The 21,407-nt window shown below is 35.2% G+C and carries 21 protein-coding genes and 1 pseudogene; 7 read left to right on the forward strand and 15 right to left on the reverse strand.

The annotated features are described in order from the left end of the window. Positions 1–585 precede the first annotated feature (585 nt). Together ltrA and E2K98_RS02470 are read right to left on the reverse strand one after the other, a co-directional pair. Positions 586–1,914: a group II intron reverse transcriptase/maturase gene (ltrA, locus tag E2K98_RS02465; protein ID WP_133332702.1), complete on the reverse strand. Its 1,329-nt coding sequence runs from the start codon at positions 1,912–1,914 to the stop codon at positions 586–588. 658 nt (positions 1,915–2,572) lie between these two features. Continuing rightward, positions 2,573–3,124, reverse strand: coding sequence for an NADPH-dependent FMN reductase (locus tag E2K98_RS02470; RefSeq protein ID WP_133332703.1), 552 nt, complete (start codon positions 3,122–3,124; stop codon positions 2,573–2,575). Between the two features lie 357 nt (positions 3,125–3,481). On the opposite strand from E2K98_RS02470, the gene E2K98_RS02475 reads away from it, so the two are divergent. Beyond that, positions 3,482–4,090, forward strand: a complete 609-nt coding sequence (locus E2K98_RS02475) for a polysaccharide deacetylase family protein (RefSeq protein WP_133332704.1) — start codon at positions 3,482–3,484, stop codon at positions 4,088–4,090. Positions 4,091–4,256: 166 nt separating this feature from the next. Here the strand turns inward: E2K98_RS02475 and E2K98_RS32275 are convergent, their stop codons facing one another. The 3 genes from E2K98_RS32275 to E2K98_RS02490 form a co-directional block, all read right to left on the reverse strand. Then, positions 4,257–4,337, reverse strand: coding sequence for a cold-shock protein (locus tag E2K98_RS32275; protein ID WP_133332781.1), 81 nt, complete (start codon positions 4,335–4,337; stop codon positions 4,257–4,259). A gap of 178 nt (positions 4,338–4,515) precedes the next feature. After that, the gene (locus E2K98_RS02485; protein WP_133332705.1) at positions 4,516–4,890 is read right to left on the reverse strand and encodes a hypothetical protein; all 375 of its coding nucleotides are present in this window, start codon (positions 4,888–4,890) and stop codon (positions 4,516–4,518) included. Continuing rightward, entirely contained in the window at positions 4,887–6,389 is a 1,503-nt protein-coding gene (locus E2K98_RS02490) for an FTR1 family iron permease (RefSeq protein ID WP_133332706.1), read from the reverse strand. The genes E2K98_RS02485 and E2K98_RS02490 overlap by 4 nt, the downstream gene beginning before the upstream one ends. 501 nt (positions 6,390–6,890) lie before the next feature. Here E2K98_RS02490 and E2K98_RS02495 point away from each other — a divergent pair. Continuing rightward, positions 6,891–8,555 (forward strand): GMC family oxidoreductase, encoded by a 1,665-nt coding sequence (locus tag E2K98_RS02495; protein ID WP_133332707.1) that lies wholly within the window; start codon positions 6,891–6,893, stop codon positions 8,553–8,555. 594 nt (positions 8,556–9,149) lie between these two features. Here E2K98_RS02495 and E2K98_RS02500 read toward each other — a convergent pair. Together E2K98_RS02500 and E2K98_RS02505 are read right to left on the reverse strand one after the other, a co-directional pair. Next, a complete protein-coding gene (locus E2K98_RS02500) occupies positions 9,150–9,371 on the reverse strand; it encodes a hypothetical protein (RefSeq protein ID WP_133332708.1) in 222 nt (73 codons plus the stop codon). A gap of 140 nt (positions 9,372–9,511) precedes the next feature. Further along, positions 9,512–10,069 carry a PepSY-associated TM helix domain-containing protein gene (locus tag E2K98_RS02505; RefSeq protein ID WP_133332709.1) on the reverse strand — a complete coding sequence of 186 codons (558 nt, stop codon included), beginning with the start codon at positions 10,067–10,069 and terminating at the stop codon, positions 9,512–9,514. 645 nt (positions 10,070–10,714) lie between these two features. On the opposite strand from E2K98_RS02505, the gene E2K98_RS02510 reads away from it, so the two are divergent. From E2K98_RS02510 to E2K98_RS02530, 5 genes and pseudogenes are all read left to right on the forward strand, one after another. Beyond that, positions 10,715–11,062 (forward strand): helix-turn-helix domain-containing protein, encoded by a 348-nt coding sequence (locus E2K98_RS02510; protein ID WP_133332710.1) that lies wholly within the window; start codon positions 10,715–10,717, stop codon positions 11,060–11,062. A 143-nt stretch (positions 11,063–11,205) separates the two neighbouring features. Continuing rightward, entirely contained in the window at positions 11,206–11,568 is a 363-nt protein-coding gene (locus E2K98_RS02515) for a hypothetical protein (RefSeq protein ID WP_133332711.1), read from the forward strand. A gap of 18 nt (positions 11,569–11,586) precedes the next feature. After that, entirely contained in the window at positions 11,587–13,248 is a 1,662-nt protein-coding gene (gene recJ / locus E2K98_RS02520) for a single-stranded-DNA-specific exonuclease RecJ (RefSeq protein WP_133332712.1), read from the forward strand. Between the two features lie 129 nt (positions 13,249–13,377). After that, on the forward strand, positions 13,378–14,937 hold the full coding sequence (locus E2K98_RS02525) for a recombinase family protein (RefSeq protein WP_133332713.1): 1,560 nt from the start codon (positions 13,378–13,380) through the stop codon (positions 14,935–14,937). Between the two features lie 27 nt (positions 14,938–14,964). Then, positions 14,965–15,186, forward strand: a pseudogene (locus tag E2K98_RS02530) (hypothetical protein); the annotation flags it as partial. 668 nt (positions 15,187–15,854) lie between these two features. On the opposite strand, the gene E2K98_RS02535 reads toward E2K98_RS02530, so the two are convergent. The 8 genes from E2K98_RS02535 to E2K98_RS02570 form a co-directional block, all read right to left on the reverse strand. Continuing rightward, entirely contained in the window at positions 15,855–16,178 is a 324-nt protein-coding gene (locus E2K98_RS02535; protein ID WP_133332714.1) for an ArsR/SmtB family transcription factor, read from the reverse strand. 136 nt (positions 16,179–16,314) lie between these two features. After that, on the reverse strand, positions 16,315–16,617 hold the full coding sequence (locus E2K98_RS02540) for a hypothetical protein (protein WP_133332715.1): 303 nt from the start codon (positions 16,615–16,617) through the stop codon (positions 16,315–16,317). A gap of 95 nt (positions 16,618–16,712) precedes the next feature. Further along, positions 16,713–17,450, reverse strand: a complete 738-nt coding sequence (locus tag E2K98_RS02545) for a ZIP family metal transporter (RefSeq protein ID WP_133332716.1) — start codon at positions 17,448–17,450, stop codon at positions 16,713–16,715. A gap of 266 nt (positions 17,451–17,716) precedes the next feature. Further along, complete coding sequence (gene prsW / locus E2K98_RS02550) at positions 17,717–18,379, reverse strand: glutamic-type intramembrane protease PrsW (RefSeq protein WP_133332717.1); 663 nt, start codon at positions 18,377–18,379, stop codon at positions 17,717–17,719. Positions 18,380–18,583: 204 nt separating this feature from the next. Further along, on the reverse strand, positions 18,584–19,522 hold the full coding sequence (locus E2K98_RS02555) for a cation diffusion facilitator family transporter (RefSeq protein WP_133332718.1): 939 nt from the start codon (positions 19,520–19,522) through the stop codon (positions 18,584–18,586). Positions 19,523–19,696: 174 nt separating this feature from the next. Continuing rightward, entirely contained in the window at positions 19,697–19,894 is a 198-nt protein-coding gene (locus E2K98_RS02560; protein WP_133332719.1) for a hypothetical protein, read from the reverse strand. A gap of 353 nt (positions 19,895–20,247) precedes the next feature. After that, the gene (locus E2K98_RS02565; protein ID WP_133332720.1) at positions 20,248–20,751 is read right to left on the reverse strand and encodes a copper resistance CopC family protein; all 504 of its coding nucleotides are present in this window, start codon (positions 20,749–20,751) and stop codon (positions 20,248–20,250) included. Further along, entirely contained in the window at positions 20,748–21,377 is a 630-nt protein-coding gene (locus E2K98_RS02570; protein ID WP_133332721.1) for a class I SAM-dependent methyltransferase, read from the reverse strand. The genes E2K98_RS02565 and E2K98_RS02570 overlap by 4 nt, the downstream gene beginning before the upstream one ends. Between the last annotated feature and the right edge of the window lie 30 nt (positions 21,378–21,407).

Raw genomic sequence — 21,407 nt, forward strand, 5'->3', positions numbered from 1 at the left:
TATCTAAGGGAGTAAATAGGCATTAATTGCATCATCGCAGTTGTTGTTTATTACGAAACGCTGTTTCCTATTTATTTTAAAAAAAACCGTTTTCTACTTTGCCTAGTATTTAAATCTGTGAGGTAGATAAATACGATGATGTGAACATTATATGGGAATTTTAAATAATTTTCAACATTATTAACTTTTATAATTTTTTGATAATTATTTTAAAAAACGCTGTAGAATTTTAACGGGTTTACTTTAGAAGTGCAAACAATCAAATAACAACATAAAACACTCTGGTTTTCACATATGAATTCACAGTGTGTTTTAATTTGTTATTTCAAGGCTTAATTCTCAGGTTTATTGTGACCTTTTTTAATCTTATGAAGTATTCTATTGGGATTTTATTTTCAAGGTTATACCTAGCAGAAGTTCTCATTGAGGGCTAATTTTTTGCTTTGAACTCCTAAGGAGCACAGATTATCTTACTCCACTAGTCGAGTAGAAGGGAGCCTTTCTACCTTGCGGTAGATTGTACTCCTCCCCCCTCACAGAACCGTGCTTGCGCTATTAACGCACACGGCTCCTCCTAGTCATCATTTACAAAATATAGCTAATTTCTTTTCTTAAGTCGTATATATTAACCTTAACTCTTGCGTATGGTAATGGATATTTATTAAGAAAGAGTGTGAATTTATCCCAAGTAAATGATTTCCTTTGACTTCTTCTATTGAGCCATTTAAACAGTAGGTATCCGATTTTGTCTCTGAATTTGTTTACACTTTGGGTATTATCTGTGATGCAATAGTAGTTGTAATAACCTACTAGTGAGCGTTTAAATCTATCCATAATCATATGAATGTCTTTATTTCTGTTAATTTTCAACCATTCTTTAATTTCTTTTAGTTTAGCTTGGACTTTCTTCCTGCTTGTTCTCCGTTTTACTCGAAATTTCCCTTGTTTACTCCTACCGCAATAGTGTGTAAATCCAAGGAAATCAAAAGTTGCAGGTTTACTTCTTCCCTGTTGATTTGCATTTTGCTCCGCAAACCGCCCGAAGGGTATGATTTTGGTTTTATCCTCAGCTATTTCTAGATTAAATTTCTTTAATCTCAACTTTAAAGAATGGAAGAATTGCTCGGCTTCACATTTATATTGAAAACAACAAACAAAATCGTCTGCATATCTCACTATGTAGGCTTGTCCCATGCACTGTTTCCTAACCCTTTTCTCAAACCATAGGTCAAGGACATAATGGAGGTATACATTGGCTAATATCGGAGATATTACTCCACCTTGCGGTGTGCCTTTGTCTGTTTTATATTTCTTACCTTCTTCCATGTATCCACCTTTAAGGAATCTACCAATGATTCTTAGTAGGTTAGGGTCAGCGATTCGCAGTTTTAAGAAATCCATCATCCATGTGTGGTCAACGTTGTCAAAGAATCCTTTAATATCTACATCTACTACATAATTTACTGTTCTCTTTTCAATATAGTGGTTAAGTATTTTCAAAGCATCGTGGCAGTTACGATTTGGACGGAATCCAAATGAACAGTCTAGAAAATCATTTTCATAGATGGTATTTAGTATTTTCGTTATGCCTCTTTGAACAATCTTATCTTCATGTTCCGGAATCCCCAATGGTCTTTTCTTGTTTGAATTGAGCTTTGGAATATACATTCTCCTTACTGGAACAGGACGATAACTTTTGCTTTTAAGCCTATTTACTAAATTCTCTATGTTTTCTTTTAGATTTTCACTGTATTGCTCTTTAGTTGTACCATTAACCCCAGTTGCCTTTTTGGTAGGTAGCTCCTGGTGACATTGAGCTAATGATTGCTCATTTAATAAATGTACAAGAGATGTAAATTTCATTTTAGAATCAAACTTTGCTAATTCTGCTATCCTTAGTAGTTTTGTTTCCATTTATTATCCTTACCTCTGTGTGTAGTAAATGTGTCCCTATTAAGGCTGATAACTGGTAGCTAGCCTTCCCTCCATCGGCATTACCCGACTTCATTGGTATTATGCTGCTATCCGACTCCCTACATCGGCATTTGGTTTCCTTACTTGTTATCGCTTGTAGACCATACTCTTCTAAAAAAAAGAAAAGACCGGTAGGGTCTCCCGAGTTGCCGTATCATATCAATGTGTAACGTGCCAAGGTCTCAGACTCCAGAGAGGTTTTATCCTTCTTGCCTTTAACGAAAGATAAAATGTAGCTTTCTGCTGTGCTTAGGGCATCAGCCCTCTCGATTTACTAACATTATGGAGCTCAATCCCTTCAACCATTTGGCTTTCGGCCCACTACCTAGCTGTCTACGCTTAAAAACTAAAGTTACCTTTAGTCCTCCAAGACTCGCTGCGAGCGAATGGCTAGTTCTTACTCGACGGGAATCCCACCCGCTATATGATACGACCTAGGCTCGGCCGCACAAGCACCCGTTAGTTGAAGTGCAACAGTTCACAAGTCTTATTTTTGTTGAAAACACTGTGCAAAATGTTCATAACTAACTAGATTCAAAAAATATTAGACACTTTTTTTTCGCCTGATATTTGGGTCACAGTCTACTTATCAATTTAACTATTTTCTCAAGGTTTTTAAAGCACCACTCCAGGCTAAAACTTGATCAAGCATTAAATTGACATTTTTAAGATGTATTGCGGCTGGTTTAAAGGTCTTAAAGTTTTCAAAATCAGTAAATAAAGATAAAGTTGGGTGAACTTTCACATCCGCTATAAGTAATTCTGCACAGATTCCACGTAAATGTTCAGCTGCACGAGCTCCACCAGTTCCCCCGTAGCTTACGATACCTGCCGCCTTGTTATTCCAAGCTTCACGAGCATAATCAAGTGCATTTTTTAGTGCTCCTGTAATACTGTGATTGTATTCTTGAACAATGAATACGAATCCATCCAAGCTGAAAAGCTTTTTATTCCAAGCAGCAATTCCAGGTTCAGTCCCATCGGTTGTTCCTAAAAACGGTAATTGGAAATCAGAAATATCCACGATTTCATAATTTGCATCTCCACGTTGGTCAGCAATTCCTTTTAGCCATTCTCCTACTTGAGGACTAACTCGACCTTGACGAGTGCTTCCTAAGATAATTCCGATATTTAATTTTTCATTTGTCATTATTTCTTCCTCCTTAATAGATGTCCATTTAATTTGTATGAAAAGGTTTATATACACATTCCACCTAAGGTTAAATATTCAATAACTAAATACGGGAAGGCTTAAGGTCGGTATTTTATTTCCTTCAACTTGTAACGGATTTATTAGTTGTTGAGAAAAACTGTTACAGGTTCAATGTAAGCATTTTAAAAATCAACTGCTTATGAATCTTATTACTAAAGTTTATTGCAATATTTGTTCAGTTTTTATACACCCCCCATATACTAAGGTAACAATATCGAAAGGAAATAAAAGGAAAAATGCTCCTTCAGATTGCACTTCATTGTAATTAATTTACAAAAGAAAGGGGTTTCCAAAATGGACAAAAATTCACCTAAATATGTTGCCTTGACCTTTGATGATGGACCTTCACCTTATACATTTTATATTTTGGATATTCTAAAACGAAATCACATTCTTGCCACATTCTTTGTCGTCGGTTCTGAAGCGAAAAAATTCCCAAACATAATAAACCGCATTCACTCGGAAGGACATGTAATTGGAAATCATACTTGGAGTCATCCTGATATATCGACTCTTTCTGAAAGTCAATTACGGAGTGAAATTCATTCAACAAATGATCAGATAAAAAAGTTAATAGGAATTTCCCCAAATCTGTTTCGTGCTCCCTATGGCGCAATTGATAATGATACCGAGGCTATTATAAAAAAATGGGGAATGACTTCTGTATTATGGAATGTAGATAGTCAGGATTGGTGTGAGGACTCACCTTTTGCCGTACAGTTGCATGTCATTGCTGGATTACAAAAAAATAGTCTTATTGTGATGCATGATGGTGATCTATACGGTTGTGGTCCTCGGGATCATACTGTGGCATCTTTGAATAAACTCATTCAATATCTTCAGAAAAATGATTATCAGTTCATAACAGTTCCTGAGTTTCATAAAATAGCATTTAAAATTTAAAAAAGATTACCACTGGTGTCTTAAGGCGTTTACAAAAACAGGTACGAAAGAACTTCATCGGATATTTCTCTACAAACTAACAGTCTCTTTCCAATATCGGTTTCTTTCGTACTCCCTATCATTAAAAAACAGACCCTAAAAATAGAGCCTGTTAAATGTTTCTAAATTAAGCTTTACGCACGTTAGTTGCTTGTGCTCCACGTTGTCCTTGCTCAACGTCGAAAGTAACTGCTTGACCTGGTATCATTGCTTAAGACTTTTAAAATATCTACGATTGCCGCTGAATTTTCCTTCTGCATTATAAACCCTCCTTATTAAATTATTTGGAATCCCCAAACTAACAAAATGAGTGATTCTATGTGGAATAGTATCATTGAATTAAATAAAACACCGACATCTAAAATTTAGTCGGTGTTTTAAATTAATTATTTGGTTTTTTCCTTTAATTCTTTCAAGGCATCAGTTAATTGATCATTCAAAGTGCCCAACGCCTCTTTATCAAGAGTTTTTGCTTCTGAACCAGCAATCGTCGGATCTAGATATTTTTCTACTTTTGCATAAAGGTCTTTATTATCCTTTTTCACATCGTCTTCAAACGAAGACCACTGATCTTCTAATTTTGGTCCAACTTCTTTTACTTTTGCTTGGTCCCCACTATCGATTGCTTTTGATAACTGTCCTGTTGTATCCAACATTTTATTTACACCATCAGAAACTTTATTATCAGTTGAACTACAACCAGCTAATACTAGTGCACTCCCTAGACCAACTGCTAAAACCATTGATGTTAATTTTTTCATGATAGTTTCCTACTTTCATTGTGATTATTGTTCACAGCATTATGTTTTTGATTTTTAAATTTTTTTGATAAAAGTATAATTACTGCACCTAGTACTAGAATTACTTGTGGTATTGTACTTTCCCAAGATGGGTATAGTGCAAAAAAGTCAATACTTGGGATGCTTTGAGAATTCGTTGTTGGGATTAAGCCAGATAATTGTAGGCTGTGAATCCCCATACCTGTAAACTTAATACACAGGTAAAATACAATTAGACTTGATACCATAAAGAATGGACGAAGTGGCAATTTTAATCCGACAAATATCATTAGATAAGCTAAGATTCCCAAAATTGCAGCTCCAATAAGAAAACCCAACAGTAATGCCTGAAGTTTTATCTGGCTCGCCATTCCGATATAAAACAATACTGTTTCTGTTCCTTCTCGGAATACCGCAAGAAAGGCAAGAACCCCTAAAGAAACAAGTTTACCTGTGGTTAATGCTGTTTGGCTTTTTTCACGAATATACCGATTCCAATCAGCGATGTTAGATTGACTATGAAGCCAATAACTCATATACAATAGCATGACTGCTGCAAAAACCCCTGTCCAACCAGCGATTAGAGCGTTATTGTTACCAAACGCTCCAGAAGAAATGACGAATTTAACAATGACTGCAAGAATCACACTAACGCCAAGACCCGATAAAACCCCAGTCCAAATCCAGCCTTTTCCCTTTCCCTCACCTGATTTTTTTACAAAAGACATAAGGGCTATAACAACAAGCAATGCTTCTAAACCTTCACGAATTAGAATCATTGATGCATCCCAATAAGTGTACTCTGATTTATCAGCTAAAGGGGTTAAGTATTTTATCATGTTATCGACGGTTTTATTTGCATCTTTAAAATTTGATGGATTTGCAGAAAGCATGGCTTGAATCGTAACCAAATCCCTTTCGGAATCACTATAAACTGAGGCAGATTGTGCAACAACTACTCCTTCTACGCTCAACCAGCTGCTACTTGCCTTTTTTATATCATCTAGTGCTTCAGTTTGATTTTGTTCGTTAATTTCCTTTTTTGTCTCTTGGAGAAGCACGATAAAATCATCTAAAGAAATATCCTCTTTCTTAAAGCCTGCCTCTTTTGGGTAACCCCCACTTGCAAACTTTTCATTTACAGCTTTTAAACCTTTTAAAGCTTGTAAAACTTGATCCTGTTTTTTTAGGGTTAACGCATAAACAACCTGCCCCATATTTGATTCGTTGTCTCGGTAGGCAGTCGCGGAATCAGCTTTAATCCCTTCTTCAATTTCTCTCCAGGTTTTATTAAATTGATCATACGCCTTTTGTGCTTCTGAAAGATTCCCTTTAGAAGCATAGTCGATGGCTTTATCAATTGAAACTTCAGCTTTCTTTATATCCTCACTGGAATTTCCAGCCGCTGATACAGAAGTATGTACCCCAAATCCTAATATTAATAGAAGGATAGATAATTTAAGTAATAGATTTTTGCCCATAGAGGATCCCCCTTGTGAAGTCACAATTGATAACGAATTTCAATTTCATCTAAAACTATTGTATTTTCATTGATATTGATTGTCAATTGGAGTTTTATTATTTCCCTCGGGTTTATCAGTCTAAAAAAATAAATAATATGGCTGATAACTAATGCGGTTTCTAACAAGCAGAGAACAATATCCTTAAAAATCATAATCCCCAAAAAATTACGGTTACTTCCTGTTTTAGGCTGCGGAACAACTCCTGCATTTAATTATGTAAATTCAATTTTCACCGCTTGTTAAATCGAAGCTCCCTAGGTATTCGCTAGCACTATTCGTTTCATAATGTGATTCTCCAATCACCAAATTAAGGGAAATCCCACCCAAAAATTGATGGACACAAGGATAAACACACAAAGATGGATATTCTTCATACATATAAAATAAGGCTGAAAATTAGATTTGTGTGGATTATGAGAGGGGAATAATGAAATGTCCGCATGAAATACTTTTGATTATATTGTAATCGGTGCTGGAACAGCGGGAGGTGTGATTGCCAATGAGTTATCAGATGATAAAACCACATCTGTACTTGTTCTTGAACCAGGGACAAATATGACAGAAGAAATGAGCAGTCCTAATGGAGGAACTGCACTTACTTTATCCTCAGATAATAGATTCTCATTTAATATCCTTTCAAAATTAGAACAAACTATCGGTCGTCAACTCCTATTATCAGGTGGAAGACTTATTGGAGGGAGTTCTGAGCACAATGCAATGCTTGCTGTAAGAGGAAGCAGGAACCTTTATGATGAATGGGCTAGCCTAGCAGGAAACCAATGGAGTTACAATAATGTCCGCGAATTATTTATTGAAAATGAAACCTATACGGGTAACACACAAACCCCAGATGAGAGGGGATTCGATGGTCCCATCTTTATAAGACAACAGATCACGCCTAAGGATGGGCTTACCACTATTTTAGCCAAAGCAACATCAGATGTCTTAAAAATTCCGATAGTAGAAGACTATAATACTGGTATAAGAGACTGTACTTTTATTAAATCACAATTTACTCAAGAAGAATTGGAGCCAAGAAAATTTGTACGTTCTTCAACTGCAACTGGATATTTAAACGAATTTATTGTGACACAATGTGACGAATTCGCCCCTGATGAGTTTGGAGTTGGTCAAAGGAAACTTGCAGTAATCGCAAAATCTACCGTAAATAAAATTTTATTTGAACAAGATGGGGAAATACAAAGAGCTGTGGGAGTTGAATTCGTCAGAAACGGCAAATCCCAGAGAGCTTTTGCATCAAAAGGCATTATCGTTTCTGCGGGAAATTTTTCCTCGGTCATTTTGAACCGCTCTGGAATTGGTAAAACGTCCGACTTAGATAGAGCAGGTATAACCACATTAGTTGAAAGTCCCAATGTAGGGTACAATTTTCAAACACATTATGCAGTGGGTATAGGAATAGAAGTGGAAACAACACGCCTTTTAATGGTAATGTCATCTGATCCCGATCAACCAATCCCATTAGGTGCCTTTAAAAGAGATGATAATACAGGACAGAGAGCAGGACGTCGTCTTCAACTATTGGGAAACATATTCCCAAGATTTGTTCCCGTTCAGGATGTCTTGATAAACAACTGGGATTTTAACGAAAATAAACCAAGTAATATCATGAGTATTGGAATTGTAAATCTAAATCCAAGAAGCAAAGGGACCATTTTGGCAGCACATAGCGATCCTGAAGCATATCCATCTGTTGACTTTAATCCATTGGCAAACCAAGAGGATTTAGACTTCATGGTGGACCACTATATTGAAACTTTTAATATCATTAAAAGGGCGCGTAAATTAGACCCAGAAGGGATTTATAAGGTTGTATATCCTTCGGAAGATATTTTCAATTTAAAAGACACAAAAGAAAAGCGAGCTCAACTTGCTAATTTTGCCAAGGCATCCTATAACGTACTCAATCATTACGGTGGACAATGTAGGATGGGAAGAAGCATTGAAGAAGGAGTTGTGGATGGATTTCTGAATGTATTTGGTACTGAAAATCTGAAAGTCGCCGATCTCTCCATTTCGCCAATAATGCCTGATGGAAACACAGCTTTAGCTGCACAGATGATTGGTTTAAATGCTGTTAAATTTATTCGGGACCAAAAATAAGTAAGTGGACTTATCTGTTTTTAAACATCACGTTTCAACCCATTAAAACCTTGATAATAAACCATCAAAAGACCCTTAACGCATTTTTGGTTAAGGGCTTGTTTATTATCTAAAAAAATTATTGTTTCTTTTGAGCTTCTTTATTTACAGTATCTACCAAATCTTGATACAACTACCTTTTAAAAAAGGTAGCAAAAAAGCAGTCAAGGAAGGGATGCATATCTTTATTTTTATATATTCATCTTTTGAATGATAATGATAAATATTTTTTATGTAGGACGTACTTCATTATTAAATACTAAAAGCACCCCTAACAGCAATTCTCCAGGACCATAGTGAAAGGACTTGACAGGATTAGATAAAAGATATGGGATAGTCAATCAACATCATGGAAAGATTTCAATTCAAGTAAAATTCGCAAAGGGACTACCTTTCTTCTCCACCTTCATTGCAAGAAAAGCGCAAAAATCCATAAAATGTATTAGGTAAAGAGACATAACCAAACGACTATTTCGGTTTGTCATAGGCTGGGATAAAAAAATAGCTGCCCATAATAATGTGGCAACTATTTTACTTAATTAATTGAATTTTTGATTAAAAAGTAAACCTACGACCTGTCAATAAACTGAAAAGCGCAACAATTAGAGCGATTCGAATAGCTAATCTTACTCTTCTACCTCTAATTCTAGTTATCAAAATTAAACTGTCGCTGCCAACATATTCAAGTGTTCCTGTATATGTTCCATTGGTAGTGATTACTTCTACCTCTTCACCTACAAGCTCTGAGGCAAAGCGCTTAAATTCCTGGCTACTCATCTTATACTTCATCTCCTTTCCAATTTATTAAATGAATTTTTTAATAATTTGGATTGGATATTTGTAGGACAAGCAACAAATTTTATTTCCTTCTTTCTTTTAAAGTGTTTTTGTTAACTTGGGTTACACATTGGTATTTTTTATTGTTTCGTGGAGATATTTTCTAAACTAATTGCTTTTTTTCTCGCCTTTAAACGCTTATAAAGTGGATAGCCCACCATATAATACCCTGAGAATGAAAGCAGGATTAAGGATAAACCAGTCATTGTTAGGATACTGTATCTATACCAATCACCAAATAAGGTACCATCATGTAAAGTTATAATGAAAGTTGAGTAATCTGGATTTGTAGATAAAACTTTTCCCGTACTTGCATCGATTTGAACATCTTGACTGTTATTGAATCGAACCTGATAAATATTTAAACCAGGTCTATATTCTATTCTAAAGATATCTTCAACCGATTTCACACCTGGGAGCCCTTGAGACGTAGCAATGGAAACAACTTTATCCATAGTTATCGCTTGACTTGGACTAGCCTCCTTTCCCGTTTTTAATTCATCAGCCACTCCTAGTGGGATCATGTAAACCAGCAAGAGTCCTGTGACTGCTATGAACATAAAAAAAATAGATAAAATTAAGCCAGCCCATTTATGTACTTTTCGGCTAAATTGGTACAGTCTTAAAGCTTTTGACACTTATCCACCACACACCTTGTCTTATTTTTAGTAAACATCAAGGATAATGCCCAATCCTTTTTTGATTCTGTAAAAACTCCTTCCATCTAAAAAAATTTCCACGACCACAAACACTTTCTTATAAATCGCTTCTTTTAACATGCTCCCCGTATAAGCTATTAAGTTTTAAAAATATTTTTTGAATATTCTTAACAATATAGCAACTTAATGTGATTTTACGTGGATAAATTAGGTTTGTCAATTGTTTTTTACCAAATTTTACTATATTAGTAAAATAGTATATTAATATGGTAATATGCTAAAATAAGAAAGCGTACCTGATTTTTCAGATACGCACGAGTTATTTTAAGAATAGAATGTTACTTTTTCTATCTTTTTTATAGATTCCACTTAAAATCCATTCCAATCCCCTCTCCTACATCATCAGCGTCATAAACTCGTATACCATTAAGTATTCTCGTCCCTCATTGGTGAAAAGGACATACCTTAGGATCATCTATAATTACAAAACGTTATCCCTTTTACAAATATTCAGAATATGTTGTAAAATTAAAGTAAATAATATTATATAAGAAATATCTAAGTTCTGGGACATACCACTATTTCATAACATGTGACATTAGAATAAAGGAGGGAAGTATTAATTTGTTGCAAAACATCGGACAACGAATTCGAACCATTAGGACACAGAAAGGGATTACATTAAATGAATTTGCAAAACGATTAGATGTTTCTGCGGGTTATCTTAGTAATTTAGAAACGGGCAAAACGGAAACAATTCCCCTATCGTTACTCGAAACATTACAAAAAGAATTAATGCTATTGCCTGTTGAATCAGATGATGAGGTTTTGAGCGAAACCTCACTCCGACTCAACAGAGCAACAAAAGAACTTGCGTTATTAGAAAACCAAAATCCAGAAGCAGCTGAGTATCTGGTTTCTTCCCTTGAGCACGGGATCAATTGGTTTCTAACGAATAAAAATAAGAACTAGTACTAATATGGTATGTCTTAATAAAAATATTATTCACGTAAATGAACAACTATTTATAAAAATGAATAACGAACTGTAATTTGGATAAGATAGGACTACTCCTATCTTATTTTTAATGAAAATTTTCGAAAGGATAATCACATATGAACAATATTACTTTAGCAAATATCATGGATCAAATAGGTGAGACAAACCTCTTAGAATTAAAACGTAAACTTCAATTTTACAAATCTCAAGGTTACTTATTCTATCCTGGAACCATTTTTAACAAAGCTTGGGACGAACCTATTGAACTTTATTATGTTGTAACAAAAGGAACGATTAATGATTGTAAGGCTTTTCCTGTACCAATTAGTTTTTATAATCGAAGAATTAAAAAACGCGAGAAAAAATCTCTACTTCCTTATATTCGTAGCTATTATCAGAGTGACAATGTAGTTGAGGATGTTTTGCCTTTATTAGAGGTCTATTATGGAAAGCATTATATTTGGTTTTACCTTCCATAACGAAAGGTTGCTGTAATCATGCATTGGAAACCAATAGATATCCCTTATGAGAGCCATCCTAAAAGAGGATATTTTTATTACTGTTCACGTATGTTCGATTTAGATCCCCGTCTTATTCATTATCTATGGCTTAATGGATATAAAAAAGAAGAACAAATGATCAACTTCTTGGTACCAAGTATAGATAAAATGTACTCCCCCTTTTTGTTAAACGATATGAATTTGGCTGTACAACGGATTATAAAAGCATTGTATCAAAAGGAACATATTTTTATTTTCGGTGACTATGACACTGATGGCATCACAAGCACGACGCTTCTATATAAAATTCTTGTTCATTTAAATGGAAAAGTATCTTTTCGCCTTCCATTAAGGAAAGAAGGATATGGATTAACAGCAAACGCAGTTTTTGAATTACCAACTGATGTAAGTTTACTTATTACTGTGGACAATGGTTCAAGTGCTCATGAAGCAATGAAAGTTGCAAAACAACGGGGAGTTGAAGTAATTGTAACCGATCATCACGAAGTTTTGGGACCACATCCATCCTGTTATGCTTTCATAAACCCAAGATGGGTAGATAATACTTACCCTTTTCCTTCTTTATCAGGAGCAGGTGTAGCTTTAAAGGTTTCACAAGCTTTGTATGAACGAATTGGGCGAAGAACAGATGCAGTTATGAGTGAGGCAATTGAATTAGCTACTCTTGGAACGATTGCGGATTTAATGCCCATGGTGGATGAGAACAGAATTATTTGCTCGCTTGGATTAAGAAAGCTTGAGAATCATCCTATCCCTTTGATTAAGCATCTTAAAGATTTATTGCACATCTCAAAAGTCGATAGTTCAACAGTTGGATTTACATTCGGACCTATTTTTAATGCTTGTGGAAGAATTTCGGATCCAAATATTGCCGTGAAATTGTTGTTAATGAAAAATTTAACAAAGGAAATGGTGAATAAAGTAATTTATCTAAATGAGAAAAGAAAAGAAATGACACAACTTTCCTTTAAAATCGCATTGGATACAATCGAGGAAAACCAATTACATAAGGATCAGGTCATTGTTGTCAATGGTTCATTTCATCATGGAATTATTGGCATATTAGCTGGGAAGATTGCAGAAACATTTCGCAAACCTACCATTGTCATCTCAAAAGATGGAGTGGGCTCTGCAAGAAGTGTGAATGGAACTGATTTTTCCATCGTTTCTGCCATTAAAGAATGTGGTGATCACTTATTAAAATTTGGTGGGCATCAAGCCGCCGCTGGATTTTCCATTACTCCTGATTCAAATAAAATAGGTGAATTTCGGAAAGTTATACAAGAAATCGCGAAGAAACAAGAAATTAGAGATCCACTTATTACCTATTGCTTTGAATTATCTATTAATGACGTAACAGACACCTTCTTAAATGATTTGTATTCATTAGAACCATTTGGAATTAATTTTCCGAAACCAATTTTTTTTACATCCTTAAATGATATTACGCATTATGAAACTTTTGGAAGAAAGCAGAATCACTTAAAACTATTCCATAGTAAAAAAGAAATAATTGGATTCGACATAGCTAATAATTTCGCTCAATGGAAAAAGAGTAGTAAATTGGAAGTTCTATATACTTCCCATTGTATGAAAAGAAAAAATATTTTGCTGAAAAATTTAAGAATTAAAGAATAAATTATTAACAAAGTTATAGTCCTTATAAAAAGGAAATCTTGCAAGTCCACATTTTTGATGAAGCTATTATTATCTTTATTTCGCTAATGGTTTATGTATAGTGGTACTAGCTAAGGAAGGAGAAAGTGTATGAGACTTCCAAGGAAAGTAAACTTCGCAGCCTTGTACCTAAGGAAAAGCCGTCAAGATTTAAAGCTAGAGAAATTAACCAATGAAGATACCCTACAAGCACAACGGATACTCATGCGAAACTTTTTAAAGGATGCTCCCTTTCCATACCATACATTTGAAGAAATTGTTACTGGCTCCAGCCTTGAAAAAAGACATGAAATGAAAAGGATCATAGAGGGGATTAAACAAGAAAAATATGATGCCATTGTGGTAAAAGACATTTCCCGTTTAAGCCGTGGCAGCCAAAAGGATGCTGGTATTTTATATGAACTTTTGACCCAAAATGAGATTCTTATCATTACGCCTGACCGCGTTATCAATTGCACAGATGAAAATGACCTTCGAATGTTACGGATGGAACTCTTTTTATTCCATGAAGAATGGCAAATCATCCGTGGAAGGATGTTATCTGGAAGAAAGGCTGCAGCTGAAAGAGGTTTTTTTATAGGTGGGCCTATTCCCTATGGATTTCAATTGGATGCCAAAACTAAAACACTTATTCCAAAAGAAGGCGAAAAAGAGATCGTTGAACAAATTTTCAAATGGTATACAGAAGATGGTTTTGGTTATCAGCGAATAGCTGATTTGCTAAATCAACAGCAAATTCCTTCTCCTGGAGGAAAACAATGGCTGAAAACAACCGTCAAAAGACTTTTAACTAATGAAAAGTATGCAGGATTTTCGATCTTCGGCAAAACTAAATTAAAGGGAAATAAAGTAAAGCTGCAACCTAAAGAGCAGTGGACGGTTGCTGAAATGGATGACCATTTGATTGATGAGGAACTATTCAAAAGCGCTCAGGAACGGATCCAATCCATTAAAGTAAAACATGACCCCTATCTCTATAAAAGAATTCATCCTTTAAGCAAATTGGTAAAGTGTTCTGTCTGTGGAAAGAATATGACTAAAAAACATACGAAAAGTTATTATACCAATGTCAAGGGTGAAAAAAAATCCTACGCCCTTTATATGCTCTCCTGTTGCCAAGGAAATATTTCTTATGAACGTGTTCTGAAACGAATAATCGATATTTTAGAAAACTTTGAAGAATTAGATGAAAAACTTCTTTTGGAAAAAATCCAGGAAAATGTTTCTGTTCCGAAACAGGAAGATCATTCATTATTAGCAGTTGAAGAACTCCAAAAGCGATTAGAAAAACTAAAAAAACTTCGTCTTCGCCTTTATGATGACTATGCGGAGAGAGGCATTATCGACCAAGATATATACCAGAGCAAAAACAATCAATATGTCCAGCAAATGGAGGATATCCAAGTCAAGATAGTCGGGATACAAAAACAATCTGAGGCAAAAGATATCCCTTTTTCGATTAATGTTGCCGAATTCCAAAGTAAAATCGGAAGTGTGTTGGAAACGCTTGAATCATTAGAACCTCCATTCCAGAATGAACTCTTACATTTTATTTTCGATTGTGTGGAATTAACCATTACCCATAGAACAAAAGGTACAAGGTCGGATTTTGAATTGAACGTTGTATTAAACCTCCCCTTTTTCCAATAAAAATTTCCATAGTTAAAAGTTGCAAAAGCTCATCTGTTTGCAATCGCAATTGGCAAAGGTGCAGCAACGCTTACTGCTCTTGGGCAAATTGCGGCCATTTGGGTAGGGGGCGGAACCCTTGTCCCGTGGGCGCTAATCCCTGCTGCTGCCATTTGTAATGTTGACCCGTTTGAACTGGCAAGACGAAACCTTATCCCTGTGTTAGTAGGTTTAGTTGTCACAACAATAGTAGCAATGTTTTTAATTTAAGAATGAAAGAGGCCCGGCTGAACCGGCCTCTTTTTCAATTATGCTACATTTGTGAATTAATTTCATATTTTCAATCCCTTTTCGCTCAAGCTTTTCAGAGCATAAAAATATTTGATAGATTTATTGCTACAAGTTACAATCGTTTGAGCAAAAAACCTTGCCATTACATGGCAAGGTTAAATTAATTTTATTATTATGGTACAAGAACTACATAGGGTACAACCACCACACGTAAGCCATAACGGATTGACAAACTCCCCCGTTTCTTTTTATCAACTTGTAAATTTAATAAAAGCACGACTGCATATGAAAGCTGAAAGATAGGATGACTTGACTCAAAATAAGGAGTTGACATGTTAGGTATAATAGTCTCTTCTCACCTATAAAAAACAGCAATTCCCTAATAGAATTCGCCTTTTTGTCTAGTAATTAAATCGTTCTTAATGTTGGTGTTCATGTTGATGTCCAGTAGTAGAGCAAACCGCAGATTCATCATGAGGGTGCTCCTCGTTTTCCATTTGGATTGTAGCGTGAGAATGATTAAGGTAAGGAAAAAAGCAAGTTTCATTTTTCCAATCGGTGCATGAGTATAGAATACATCTCCGTGGTCATGATCATGACCGTGATGATGACTATGTGAAATGTAAAACTCTCCTTTTAAAAAAACACTAATCGTGACAAGCATGATCAATCGCTTGTTGTAAGAGGTTAATAATGTGCTGGTCGTCATTTGAATAGAAAACCGTTGTCCCTTCTCTTCTAAACTTTACAAGCCGTAAATTTTTCAAAAAACTCAATTGATGGGAAACAGTAGATTGGTGAAGTTCTAAAACCTCAGCAATTTCATTTACTGAACATTCCTTTTGAGACAGCAAATAAAGAATTTTAATTCTTGTGTTATCCGATAGTGCTTTGAACGTCTGAGAAACAATAAAAAGTGTTTCTTCATTTAAGCAGCTAATCTTCTTTTTCCCCTCTTCTTCCGGATTCATTTACAACCCTTCCTTATTTTTAATGTAATATGCCAACCTCAATATATGTCCATATGTACATATTGTCAAATCCAAAAATGGTTGTAAAACGAAAACAGTCCAACTATATAAAAATTTGGACTGTTTTCGTTTCTATCTATTGTTGTTCATGCGTCCATGTAACTGATTCCCCTGTGGAAGGACAACGTGGAAATTTTTCACCTTGTTTAAGGGCTACATGTTCTCCGTCTGCATCTATATAATGTCCTGATTCCATAACCGTTTCTCCAGTTCTATGAGTATGACTTGCATGAGTCCAGGTTGTAGAGCCTCCCGTGGATGGGCATTCTGGAAATGTATTCCCCTGATGAAGTTCTTTTTTTTCACCAGTAGAACAAATGTAAGTTCCTGTTTCAGATACTGTCTCTCCCGTATGATGATGGTCTGTGAAGTGAGTCAAAAAAATTCCTCCTTGTAATTTTCCTACCCTCCTAGTTTTTCACAGTACCATTCGTTTATTCTAATCACTACTCGCTTCCACTGGTTCAAGTATAATTAGTGGTGAGAAGGAAGAAAACGCAAGAAAAAATGCATACCTACCATTCCTATGACAACAAATAGAACTACTTTCCCTTTGGGGAGATTTTTCGATTTTTTCCAAAGCAATTCATAGAACGCGACATACCCAATTGTTCCGATGGATATCCCCATTATGACTGTATTCCACTTTATTGAATCCATTCTCATATTTAAACCCATAAAAATATTGATTCCGATCATAATGGAAAGAGCGATACAAAAAATGATGAATAATTTATTTTTATCTTTAGTAAAGGGAATTGATGCCATAATTATCATACCTTCTGGGATATTGTGGAGGATAAAAGCAAGCAATAAACCATAATTTATCGCTTGTCCTGCGTGTAAGCTCATGCCAAAAGTCATTCCCGTCGGTATACTATGGATGAGTAAAGCAAGGAATAACAAATACATCGTATCTTCATGGAACTTATGAAGAAATCGATTTTTATGCAAGAGAACTTCCATTAAAATCATAATAAAAATACCTATTGAAATTCCTGTTAAAATACCTATTATATTAAAACGGCTAAATGCCTCTGGAAGTAATTCAAATGTAAATAATCCTAATAAGAATCCTCCACAAAGAATCTGTAAAGACATAGTATTTCTTTTAAAGAAAAGGAACATGAATTGGATTGAACTTCCACCAAGATACAGCGCAGCAAAAATAAGCAATGCTACATATGAACTTACCTTTATTTCTTCAATCATTCAGTTCCCCCTCTTTAAAACCTTTACATTTCAACATATGCTAATAGCTGTATGCTTAGACGAGGGCATTGATTTCAAAGCTTGCTAAAATAAAAAAGATTCGGTGAAAACCGAATCTTTAAAGAAGGGGTTGGTTGAAAAGTTTGCAAATTGTCCTAGTTGCATGATTTATTTTACCCATTAATTATTAATAACCTATGAACAAAGTTTTACAATATAATTAACCTTCCATAAAACTTAGTTTAAAATCAGCCCTTTTCTATGCTTTACTGCTTATTAAAATGGTTCATACTAAGAAATTCTGCCCTTCGTACTTTTTTCATTCCTAACAACCATAAGAAAATCATAAATGGAATCATCGTCATTACCCATGAATCTTCATTTAATAATAAATAATTAAATACTCCATGCAATACGGAAGGAACCATTAACGATATAAAGATCCAGAATAGTTTCTTTCCTTTTGTAAATTTTGCTTTACTCATGTAAAACCCCATCATAACCCCAAATAATGCATGGCTAGGTACAGGTAACAAAGCTCGGTTAAGAGCGATTTCTACCCCATTTGTCATTAAATATACAATATTCTCAGCAGTTGCAAACCCCAAAGCGACGGATGTCCCATAAACAATCCCATCAAAAGGTTCATCAAATTCTGCGTTCCGATAGGCAATAAAATAAAGAACCAACCATTTTAAAACTTCCTCAAGTATTCCAGAAGAAAACAAAACGGTATCAGTTTTGGCTGTGATAAGGTTTTCTGTTTCTATTACATATTCAAAAAATGAAATTGGAAAGATTAGTAAGGCACCGTATAAAAAGGTACGGATTACCAATGACAATGGCTCAGGTTCATACTTGTCCCTTAAATAAAAATAACTTAATAATGCTAAGCCTGGAGCAATCCCAGCTAGTATTATGGCTAACATATCTAACTCCTTCCATTACATATTATCAATATCTCATACTAATTATATATTAGTTTCTTTCTGATTCTAAAACTTACATAATGAACTTTCCTGAAGCGGTATGTTTAATTAGTCCCAATTCACCCCTTAGGACCGCTATAAAACCTCCATTAGCTTGCAAAAAACAGCAATATCCTAATGGAAATCGCTGCTCTGCATAAGAAGTCATATCGTACCCTCAGGTTGTAAGGAACAGTTATAGGTGCCATTTTCAATTTGGATAGTCGCATGTTCAATGCCAAATTGGTCATGCAATTCCTTTGTTAATTTTTGAAGCAGTTCATCGTTATCATCAATTTCAGACCGAATTAAATGAACCGTTAAGGCAGCTTCTGTCGTGCTCATTCCCCAAACATGCAGGTCATGAACTTCTAAAATTGTAGGTAATCCACTTAGATATTCTTTAATCTTATGAATATCTATTCCTTCTGGTACCGCATCCAATGATAAGTTAATAGACTCTTTTAACAAACCCCATGTGCCAAAGAAAATGACGATGGAAATTACAAGGCTTACGAGAGGGTCAATCCATTGCCATCCCTTCCAAAGGATAACAACCCCTGCAACGACTACCCCAAGTGAAACTAAGGCATCAGCAGCCATATGCAAGAAAGCTCCACGGATATTTAGATCGTTTTTTCTTCCAGCCATAAAAAGTAATGCTGTTAAGCCATTAATCACGATTCCTACGATTGCTACGATAATCACTGTTTTTCCTGCAACTGGTGCTGGTGAAGAAAAACGTTGTATGGCTTCCCATGCAATAGCACCGATGGCTACCAGTAAGAAAACTGCATTGAATAAAGCGGCTAGTATGGAACTTCTTTTAAATCCATATGTCCGCTTTTTAGTAGGAGCTTTTTTCCCTAGCCAAACGGCGATCCAGGCAATTATTAACCCCAGGACATCACTTATGTTGTGCCCTGCATCAGCTAGTAATGCTAATGAATCCCCTATGATACCGTAGATAATTTCAACAATAATAAATATCGTGTTCAAGATAATTCCAAAACCAAATGCAAATCCATAATTTGCAGGGGCATGCGAATGCCCGTGACCGTGGTGATGTCCATGATCGTGCCCATGACTGTGATGATGTCCCATCTCTATCTCTCCTCATTTAAATTTATTATGACAAGCATGTTCGTTCTATATTTTAAGTTGCTGTATCATTCAATACCCTTTCTGATTGTTTTATAAATATGATAAATTCAATATATGCACATATGAGCATATTGTCAATAAAGTAACATAAAAAAAGACTGAAAGAATCAGTCTTTACTTCAACTTTGTTTCCACATGTCCAACATCTTTCCTCGACATGAAAATGGTCAGTATGCCTGATAAGAGTACCCCTCCAGCCGTAATCAGCATACGCGTTTGAAATGGAACTTCGGAATGATATTTTCCTAGTACCCATGTCGCCAATACTGATACAATTATCATAGTGATGATCACATAAATAGCTCGTTTCACCTTGCCACATCCTAAATTGTTTATTTCTTTCGTCCATCTAACTTCTAAAATTTAAATGGACAGTGATAGCATCAGGCCCATATAGATAGCAATGATAAAAATCACTCCAAATGTTACTGCTATAATAGGTCTCCTCTGTTTGAAGCTGAACAAAATCAGTAACAAAAATAGTATCGAAAGAACGATTAATAATACCGATTGAAATGATGGTGAAAATTGCATTTGTAAGGTTGAAAGGATATTTTTCCCTAAAAGCCATTCCACCCACTTGGATGCACCTTCCGACTTGACGGTAAATTCATCACAGCAGTAATATAAAAAACAATGAAGATGATCATGCTCTCCCCTCTAATCTAAGGGCGTGGATTAAAGGAAGGTAATTTTATAGATTTTCTTGAAAGAACGCCATTAATAAAGGCAAATATGAGAACAGGAATAATGCTAATGTGCTTTAAAAGGAGCATTTGTCCATACTGATTGCTTTGTTTCAGCCTTTGCTCTGCTTTAACTTCCTTTTGCACTTTAGAGGGAATTTCGCCTTTTATTGGATGACCGTGTGCACCCGCAATACTCCATTGGATCGTATAAGATCCATTTTCAAGTGGTGCTGATAATGTGCCAATCATTTGATTATCTTTTGGCGTGACACTAACGAAAAAAATTTTTTGCCCGTCTTTAATTAAATCCATTGTACTTAAAGATTCTATCTTTCCTTCATATGTAAGGACAATTGTTTTTAGGTCCTCTTTCACCACTTGATTCGCAGCAGGAGTAGGGGAAGTTAACTCAGTATGTGCACTGGCGATGGTAGGAATCATCACCAATAGAGTGATTAATAAGAATAATAATTTTTTCAATTCCCTTTTCCTTTCTTAACCCCAATGATTTTTCTATACATTCCATTCATCATAACATTTTTATCCTGTATTAATTTGTATTGATTTTCAAAAATTTTGTGAACCTCATAGAAGTCTAATCCTATATCCGTCCCAAGTAATTTAACCACTGGACGTAAGAGAATTTGTTTCAGAGTTATTTTTTTGGTCTTAGGGGCAAATTTATCAAATATTAGGAACGTACCGTTCTTCTTTAATACCCTTATAATTTCGTTCAATGATTCTTCTGGATGGGGTACTACACTAAGAATTAAACTGGCGACAACAAAATTGAAGGAGTCATCAGGAAAATCCATCTTCTGTGCGTCCATTTCAAGGAAAGTAACGGAAGAGTCAGGAAACTTTTCTTTTGCCACTTTTAACATATCAGCAGAATAATCAATCGCTGTTATATCGTAACCTTTGCCCCAGAAGAATGGAATATCGGCACCTGTACCGACCCCTACAAAAAGAACTTTACTGCCCTTTTCAAGAGAAATATCTTTAAATATTTCTTTTCTAGCCTTCAGGAACAACCCTGAATTAAAAAAGCGATCATAAATCGGCGACCAACATTTATAAATAAATCGATTCCAACCATTATTCACATTTATCTCCTCCCACAAAAAAATGCTTCC

The sequence above is a fragment of the Bacillus salipaludis genome (assembly GCF_004358205.1).

Coding starts and splice junctions, on each gene's coding strand:
- E2K98_RS02470 (WP_133332703.1), bottom strand. CDS start 3,124: ATGACAAATGAAAAATTAAATATCGGAATTATCTTAGGAAGCACTCGT.
- E2K98_RS32275 (WP_133332781.1), bottom strand. CDS start 4,337: ATGATACCAGGTCAAGCAGTTACTTTCGACGTTGAGCAAGGACAACGT.
- E2K98_RS02545 (WP_133332716.1), bottom strand. CDS start 17,450: ATGATTGAAGAAATAAAGGTAAGTTCATATGTAGCATTGCTTATTTTT.
- E2K98_RS02515 (WP_133332711.1), top strand. CDS start 11,206: ATGAACAATATTACTTTAGCAAATATCATGGATCAAATAGGTGAGACA.
- recJ (WP_133332712.1), top strand. CDS start 11,587: ATGCATTGGAAACCAATAGATATCCCTTATGAGAGCCATCCTAAAAGA.
- E2K98_RS02535 (WP_133332714.1), bottom strand. CDS start 16,178: ATGAATCCGGAAGAAGAGGGGAAAAAGAAGATTAGCTGCTTAAATGAA.
- prsW (WP_133332717.1), bottom strand. CDS start 18,379: ATGTTAGCCATAATACTAGCTGGGATTGCTCCAGGCTTAGCATTATTA.
- E2K98_RS02490 (WP_133332706.1), bottom strand. CDS start 6,389: ATGGGCAAAAATCTATTACTTAAATTATCTATCCTTCTATTAATATTA.
- E2K98_RS02525 (WP_133332713.1), top strand. CDS start 13,378: ATGAGACTTCCAAGGAAAGTAAACTTCGCAGCCTTGTACCTAAGGAAA.
- E2K98_RS02500 (WP_133332708.1), bottom strand. CDS start 9,371: ATGAGTAGCCAGGAATTTAAGCGCTTTGCCTCAGAGCTTGTAGGTGAA.
- E2K98_RS02475 (WP_133332704.1), top strand. CDS start 3,482: ATGGACAAAAATTCACCTAAATATGTTGCCTTGACCTTTGATGATGGA.
- ltrA (WP_133332702.1), bottom strand. CDS start 1,914: ATGGAAACAAAACTACTAAGGATAGCAGAATTAGCAAAGTTTGATTCT.
- E2K98_RS02555 (WP_133332718.1), bottom strand. CDS start 19,522: ATGGGACATCATCACAGTCATGGGCACGATCATGGACATCACCACGGT.
- E2K98_RS02485 (WP_133332705.1), bottom strand. CDS start 4,890: ATGAAAAAATTAACATCAATGGTTTTAGCAGTTGGTCTAGGGAGTGCA.